The following is a 7730-nucleotide window of genomic DNA, read 5'->3' as shown; positions in this document are numbered from 1 at the left end:
CAGGACAGGACGTTGCCGTCGGCTTCGCGGACGGGCCGGGTGCGGCGGGCGTCGAGGTACATGAAGGAACGCTGCAGCCACCGGTCCGCGCCGTCGTAGCGGGGACGGAAGGACGTCCGGCCGTGCAGCGTCAGACGGTTGTCGAGCACGGCGAGGTCACCCGGTTCGAGCACGAACGTGCGGGCGACCTCGTCGAGGGCGCGGGACAGTTCCGCCATCGCCGCCTCCGCTTCCGCGCCCTGCGGTTCGGTGCAGGCGAAGTCGACCTGGATGTCCGGGTCGCCGGGGTCGCCGTCGAGCAGCGGCAGGGCGGAGGCGGGCGGAAGCCCGGCACCGAACGAGGCGGGCGGGTGCGTGACGAAGCGCGGCTCGCGCAGGATCACGCGGCTCTTCTCCGACAACAACGGCAACGCGCGGCGGATGCTGGCGGTGCGCAGTCCCGCGACGTTGTCGTGGTCGTTGCGCAGGCACAGCAGGCCGACGTAGTCCGGCCGATGCTCGTGGAAGCCGTCCTCGATGTGCATCTTCAGGCTCTCAGAGCCCTCGTTGCCCTGGAAGGACTCGTTGCCCGCGATCGGCACGATGTTCTGCACCAGCGCGCCGCTCTTCTCCTGCCGGAACGCACCCATCTCGCCGAACTGGGCGCTGAGGAGCATGAGCGCGGCCGCGGACGGCGTGGCACGGCGTTCCACCGACCCCGAGTCCTTCGGTGTCGAGGGCAGGTTGTCCGCTCCGACCGGCAGACCGCGGATCAGCAGCACGCCCTCCAGACCGGGGTCACGGCGGAACCGCCTGATGGTCCTGCGCAGCCGCACCGGCAGCCGGTTCGACAGGGTGCGGGCGGCGTCCGCCCAGTCGTCGCCGTCGACGCGGGCGTCCGGGTCTGCGGCCAGGCCGGCGACCAGGTCGTCGAGCAGCTGCCGGTCCGACTCGTCGAGTGCGAACACCACCGCGGGATCCAGGCGATCCCCGAGTGCCGTGTCAAAGCTGTCGAGCCGCGTTGTCATGGCGCCGCGTCCTTTCTCACCGGGTTTGGGATCAGCCTGGTGACGCGCTCGGTGCGGCCACATCACCCATGTGGACATGCCGTGGACCCGGTGAGTCCGAAAAGGATCAGAGGGCGGGGAATTGCGAGTCCGCGTAGCCACATGGGTGATGTGAGCGCGATCTCACCCCAGCGATCGTTCTCCCTGCTCGGAGGTTGTCGGCAGTCCGGCTGGGAGATCGATCGCAATGGAACGCATGTTGTCCGTAGGGCAGGAAGCGTTGTGGCTCCTGTACCGCATGGCTCCGCAGTCCGCCGCGTACAACGTCGCATGGGCGATGCGGGTGCGTGGCCCGCTCGACGTGACCGCGCTCTGCCGGGCGTTCGGTCTGGTGGCAGGCCGTCACGACCTGTTGCGCTCGCGCTTCGTCGAACGCGAGGGAACACCGCGCCGGATCGTGTGCGACGAACCGATCTCTCCCTTGGAGATCCGCTACGCGGCGAACGCCGACGACGAGCGGGTGCGGGAGCTCGTCCACGACGAGATCGCCAGGCCCTTCACGCTGGAGACCGACGGCGCGGCCCGGCTGGTGCTTCTCCAGGTGGGTGCCGGGGACGCGGCGCTGGTGCTCGTCACGCACCACATCGCCACGGACTTCGCTTCGCTCTCCCTGGTCGTGCGGGAGCTCTTCCAGGCCTACCAAGCGGTACGAGCAGGCGCCGAACCGGACTGGCGGCCGCTGCGGCACACCTACGACGACTTCGTCACCGCTGAGCGGAGGATGCTCGGCTCGGCCAGGGGGGAGGAGATGGCCGCGTACTGGCGGTCCGTGCTCGCGGGCGCTCCCACCGGACTCGAGCTCCCGCTCGACCGGCCGCGCCCGCCGGAACGCCGCTACGCCGGTGCGGTGCACACCTTCCAGTTGCCCGCCGATGTCGTCGAGGGTCTCCAGCCCGCCGCACGCGCGGCACGGGTGACGCCGGTACGGCACCTCATCGGCGTGTTCCAGGCACTGCTGCAGCGCTACACCGGTCAGGACGACTTCCTGGTCGGCTGCGACGCCGCGTCGGGAATGTCACTGGCCCACCGGGGAGTTGTCGGCTACTACACGAACCGCGTGGTGCTGCGGGCTCGCTGCGACCCGTTCACGACCTTCGCGGACCTGGTCGCCGGAGTGCACCGGCAGCTCACGGAAGGCGCACCCCACGCGGACTTCCCGTTCTCGATGCTGCACCGCGTGCTCGGGTTGCCCGGCCGCTCGGGAACCGGCGCGCTGGTACAGGCCGCGGTCAGCATGATCACGGTCAACCCGGCCGATCCGCTGGTGGCACTGGCGACCAGGTCGCACGGTTCCGAGGTGGACCACGCCGGTCTTTCCTTCACCGCACTGGACATGCCGCAGCAGGCAGGTCAGTCCGACCTGACGCTCGAAGTGATCAGGAGCAGGGCCTCGGTGCACTGCGCGGTCAAGTACGACGCGGACCTGTTCCTGCCCGGCACGATCCGGCGGCTGGAGGACCACTTCGTGCGGCTCCTGCGCGCCGCGGCCGACGATCCCGGCCGGAGGGTCTCCTCGGTCGGGCTGGTCGATCAGACAGAACGTGAGCGGCTGCTGGCGTTCGCCACGGGCCGTTCCCACCATCTCGCGGAAGGAGCGAGCCGTTGACAGCGCAACGTGAGAGCGGTCTCATGCACCGGGTCGTCGTCAACGACGAGGAGCAGTACTCGGTCTGGTGGCTCGACCGGGACCTACCGGAGGGCTGGCGGGCCGAAGGCACCGAGGGCACGCGCGAGGAGTGCCTGGAGCACGTCGGCCGGCTGTGGCACGACATCACGCCGTTGAGCGTCCGCCGCCGACTCGCCGGGGAGTCGGAGTGAACGCGCTGCTGCCCGAACTCTTCACGCGCCAGGTCGAACGGACTCCGGACGCGGTCGCCGTGGTCGACGACGACGGCGAGCTGACCTACGCCGAGCTCGACCGCGAGTCCGGCCGGCTGGCGGCCGGACTGCTCGCGGCAGGCCACGGCACGGGTGCGATGGTCGGCGTGCGGATGCGCCGCTGCACCGGCCTCGCCGTCGCCGTCTGGGGCATCTGGAAGGCGGGCGCCGCCTACGTTCCGCTCGACCCCAACCACCCGGCCGCCCGCGTCGAGGGCATCGTCGCCGACACCGGTTGCCGTCTCGTGCTCACCGAGCAGGACGTCGGCGCGCTCACCGACGGCAGGCAGCCGGTGGCTCCGGCCGCCGTCACCGCGGACGACGCCGCTTACGTCACCTACACGTCCGGTTCTACCGGACGGCCCAAGGGGGCCGTGGTGACGCATGGCAACGTGGCGAACCGGGTGCTGACGACGATCGCGGGCCGCGACCTCGGGCCTGCGGACCGCTGGCTGCAGAAGACCGCGCTGAGCTTCGACGCCTCGGTCACCGAGCTGTTCTCCCCGCCGGTCAGCGGCGGCGTGGTGGTCATGGCTCCCGACGGGGCCGAACGCGACTCGGCCACGATGCTCGCCGCCGTCATCCGGCACCGGGCCACGGTGTTGCAGCTGGTGCCGTCGGTGCTGCGGATGCTCGTCACCGACCCGCTGCTGCGCCGGTGCACGAGCCTGCGTTTCCTGACCACGGGCGGGGAACTGCTGCACTACGAGCTGTGCCGGCAGGTGTGGGACCAGCTGCCGGACGTCGAGATCTGGAACACCTACGGCCCCGCCGAATGCGCGGTCGAGCAGTCCGAGTACCTCTGCGACCGGACGCGGACCGAAGGGCCGGTGCCGATCGGCCGCCCGATCGACGGCTGCCACCTGATCGTCGTCGACGACCTCGGCGAGCTTGTCCCCGTCGGAGTGCCCGGCGAGCTGTGGGTCGGTGGTGTGCAGGTCGGTCGCGGTTACCTGGGACGGCCGGAGCTGACCGCCGACAGGTTCGTCCCCGACCCGGTCGGACCGCCAGGATCCCGTGTGTACCGCAGCGGTGACCGGGTCCGCTGGCGCGAGGACGGCCTGCTGGAGTGGCTGGGCCGGACGGACAACCAGCTCAAGATCAGCGGCGTCCGGGTCGAACCCGCGGAGGTCGAGTCGGCGCTGCTCGGTCATCCCGGCGTGGCGTCCTGCGCCGTGCTCGCCGTCGTGGCCGACGGGGAGAAACGGCTCGTCGCCTACGCCGCGGGCGAGGACGTGCCGGGTCCCGCCGAACTGCGCGCGTATCTGCGTGACCGGTTGCCGGACTACCTGATCCCCACGGTCTTCGTGCCGCTCGGCACCATGCCGCTGACGGTCGGCGCCAAGATCGACCGAGGCGCGCTGCGGGCCATCGACCTCACTCCGCACACGACCGCCGCGTCGGACGTTCCACTCGAGACGGACGCCGAGCGGCTGGTGGCGGGACTCTGGCAGGAGATGCTCGGCGTCGACGGCGTCGGTGCCACCGACGACTTCTTCCAGCTCGGTGGCCACTCGTTGCTCATCACGAGGCTCGCCGACAGTCTGAGAGCCGCGTCGGGCCGGGAGGTGGAGGTCCGGCAGCTGTTCGCCGCGACCACCGTGCGGGCACAGGCGGAGCTGTTGGCGGCGGGCAACGACGACACCCGGGCCGCACCGCGGGAGACAGGCGACCGGTCCCTGCTGTCGTTCGGCCAGCAGCGGTTGTGGGTGCTCGACAAGCTGACGCCGGGGACGTTGGAGTACGTCGTCCCCGTGTTCCTGCGCGTGCCGCCCTTCGCGACCACCGGCACCGTTCGCCGGGCACTCGACGAGCTCGTCGCGCGGCACGAGGTGCTCAGGACCCGTTACCCGGCAAGGCTCGGCGAACCCCGCCAGGTCGTCGATCCGCCGGGGCCGGTCGAGCTGAGGGTCGCCGACGGTCCTGCGGCACAGGACGTCGAGGAGTTCCGCACGGAGCTCGGACGTGGCTTCGACCTCGAACACGGCCCGGTGCTGCGGGCCCTGCTGGTCCGGCCGGGCGCCGAGGACGCCCGGTTGTTGCTGACCGTGCACCACATCGCGGTCGACGGTCACTCCGTGGCCGTGCTGTCCGACGAGTTCGCCAGGTTGTGCGCAGGGGAGGAACTCCCTGCCGTGCCGCTGCAGTACGCCGACCACGCCGCACGGCAACGCGCCGCGCTCACCAGCGAACTGGCGGCGGACCAGCTGGTGTACTGGCGTGCCGAGCTCGCCGATCTGCCGCCGCTGGAGCTGCCGACCGACCGGCCGCGCGCGGCCGAACGCCGATCGGACGGGGCGGCGCTCGACTTCGTGCTGCCGCCCGAGGTCGCCGGTCCGCTGATCGAGGCCGGACGCCGGCACGGGGCCACGGCGTACATGACGCTGCTGACCGCGTTCAACGTGCTGCTGGGGCGCTACCAGCGCGGCTGGGACTTCGCGGTCGGGACACCGGTCGCGGGCCGGACCCGCGAGGAGACCAGGGCAACAGTCGGCTTCTTCCTCAACTCACTGGTGCTGCGCAACAGGATTCGGCCGCACCACACCTTCGCCGACGCCCTGGCGCGGACCCGCGAGGTCAGCACGGCGGCGTTCGCGAACTCGGACATCCCGTTCGAGCGGGTGCTGGAGGAGGTCCAGCCGGATCGCGACCTGTCCAGGACTCCGTTGTTCCAGGCCATCTTCGACCTGCACGAGGGCGATCTGGCCACGACGACCGCGGCCGACGACGAGGCGATGGGTGAGATCTGGCGGACGGCGAAGACGGACCTGACGCTCATCATGCGCCGGCACGCCGACGGCAGCCTGCAAGGCATTCTGGAGTACGCCACCGCGTTGTTCGACGAGGCGACGATCCGCGGGATCGCGGAGAACTACGCGCGGCTGGCGGCGGCACTGGTGAGCGCACCGGACACACCGGTCGGGCTGCTGCCGATGATCGGTGAGACCGAGTTCGACCTCGTGGTGCGCAGGCACAACGACATCGCGGCCACCGGTCCGCTCGCGCCGGTCCACGCCGTGATCGCCGCGCGGACGTCCGGCTGGCCGGACGCCACGGCCGTGACCGGTCCCGGTGGCAGCCTCACGTTCGCCGAGCTCGACCAGCGGGCGAACCGGATCGCGAACGTGCTGCGCGTCCGCGGCGTAGGGGTGGAGTCCGTGGTGGCGGTGCTGCTCGACCGCGACACCGACCTCCTGCCCTGCCTGCTGGGCATCTGGAAGGCAGGGGCGGCCTACGTGCCGATGGACCCCACGTTCCCCGCCGAACGGGTCCGCGTGGTGCTCGCGGACTCCCACGCGGAGGCGTTGATCAGCGACTCGCGGCTGGTGAAGCTCGCCGACGGGTTCACCGGCGACCGCGTGCTGCTCGACGTCGACCGCGCCGAGATCGCCGCCGAGTCCGCGTCCGCGCCCGAGGTCGCCGACGACCTCGACCGGCTCGCCTACGTCATCTACACCTCCGGGTCCACCGGACGGCCGAAGGGCGTCGCGGTGTCCCACCGCGGGCTCGCCAACTATCTCATGTGGACGGTCAGCACCTACGCCGCGCACGGAAGCGGCGGTGCGCCGGTGGTGTCGTCCATCGCCTTCGACCTCGGGGTGCCGAACCTGTACACCCCGCTGCTCACCGGACAGACCGTGCACGTGTTCGGGCAGGACCTCGACCTGTCCAAGCTCGGTGCCGCGCTCGCCGACGCCGGGCCGTTCTCGTTCCTCAAGCTCGCGCCCGCACAGCTGGAGCTGATCATCAGTCAGCTGCGGGACCGTCCGCCGGTGCCACTGGCCTCGGTGGTGTGCGCCGCGGGCGACTGGGTGCCCGCCACGATGCGCGACCGCTGGCGCGAGGTGACCGGTCAGCCGGAGGTCAGGTTCATGGGCGAGTACGGCCCCACCGAGATCACCGTCGGCAACTCGGTGTTCGACGCGGACCAGCCGTGGGACGGCGAGCACCTGTCCATCGGCCGCGCCATCCCCGGCACGACGATGTACGTGCTCGACGAGTTCCTGCAGCCGGTGCCGCGTGGTGTGCTCGGCGAAATCTGCGTCGGCGGGACAGGTGTGGCGCGTGGCTACCACGGCAACGCCGCGCTCACGGCCGACCGGTTCGTGCCCGACCCGTTCGGCCCACCGGGCTCGCGGCTCTACCGCACCGGGGACCTGGGCCGGCTGACCGCGTCCGGTGACGTGGAGTTCCGCGGCCGCGCCGACAATCAGGTCAAGATCCGCGGCTACCGGGTCGAGCTGGGCGAGATCGAAGCCGCGCTGCTGCGGCACCCGGCCGTGCGGGAGGTGGTGCTCGTGCTGGACGACCACGGTGGACGCGGGCAGCGGCTCGTGGCCTACTGCGTGGGTCCGGGTTCCGGCGAGGTGCGCGATTTCCTGGCCGAACGCCTGCCCGCGCACCAGGTACCGGACGTGCTCGTCTGGCTGGACGAACTGCCGTTGACCGCCAACGGCAAGGTCGACCGCAGGGCGCTGCCCGTTCCGGAGTCCGGCTCCACCGACCGGCCCGGCGACCGGGCGAACTGGACCGCGGTGCAGCGGCGGGTGGCCGGGCTGTGGGCCGAGGTGCTGGGTGTCGAGACCGGTCTGCACGACGACTTCTTCGTGCTCGGCGGGCACTCCCTCAGCGCCGCGAAGCTGGCGGCACTGCTCAGGCGGGAGTTCGGCGCCGACGTCGGTGTCCGCACGTTGTTCGACAAACCGACGGTGGCGGAGCTGGCCGCTGTGCTGGAAAACGCGACCAGGGCCGACGAAAGGCGACGGAAATGACCATCCAGCAGACCGGTGAGCTCCGGTCCGAGCA

Annotated in this window: 4 protein-coding genes; 3 read left to right on the top strand and 1 reads right to left on the bottom strand. The window is 71.2% G+C overall.

Annotated features, from left to right (window positions below):
- Positions 1-1007: TauD/TfdA family dioxygenase (locus ACFOWZ_RS43835; protein WP_382379950.1), on the bottom strand; the 1007-nt coding region annotated here is incomplete at its 3' end.
- 226 nt (positions 1008-1233) lie between these two features.
- Here ACFOWZ_RS43835 and ACFOWZ_RS43830 point away from each other — a divergent pair.
- Genes ACFOWZ_RS43830 through ACFOWZ_RS43820 form a run of 3 tightly spaced genes read left to right on the top strand, consistent with a single transcriptional unit; the run spans position 1234 to position 7696 of the window.
- Complete coding sequence (locus ACFOWZ_RS43830; protein ID WP_382379948.1) at positions 1234-2652, top strand: condensation domain-containing protein; 1419 nt, start codon at positions 1234-1236, stop codon at positions 2650-2652.
- Positions 2653-2675: 23 nt separating this feature from the next.
- The gene (locus tag ACFOWZ_RS43825; protein ID WP_382379952.1) at positions 2676-2864 is read left to right on the top strand and encodes an MbtH family protein; all 189 of its coding nucleotides are present in this window, start codon (positions 2676-2678) and stop codon (positions 2862-2864) included.
- Positions 2861-7696: an amino acid adenylation domain-containing protein gene (locus tag ACFOWZ_RS43820; RefSeq protein WP_382379946.1), complete on the top strand. Its 4836-nt coding sequence runs from the start codon at positions 2861-2863 to the stop codon at positions 7694-7696. The genes ACFOWZ_RS43825 and ACFOWZ_RS43820 overlap by 4 nt, the downstream gene beginning before the upstream one ends.
- The last annotated feature ends 34 nt before the right edge of the window (positions 7697-7730 follow it).

The organism is Lentzea rhizosphaerae (assembly GCF_042649515.1).
In the GTDB taxonomy this organism is placed as follows: domain Bacteria; phylum Actinomycetota; class Actinomycetes; order Mycobacteriales; family Pseudonocardiaceae; genus Lentzea; species Lentzea aerocolonigenes.
This window is presented reverse-complemented; position numbering and strand designations above follow the sequence as displayed.

Bases quoted from the DNA above. Each gene is read 5' to 3' on its own strand.
- ACFOWZ_RS43825 (WP_382379952.1), top strand. From the start codon at position 2,676: ATGCACCGGGTCGTCGTCAACGACGAGGAGCAGTACTCGGTCTGGTGG.
- ACFOWZ_RS43830 (WP_382379948.1), top strand. From the start codon at position 1,234: ATGGAACGCATGTTGTCCGTAGGGCAGGAAGCGTTGTGGCTCCTGTAC.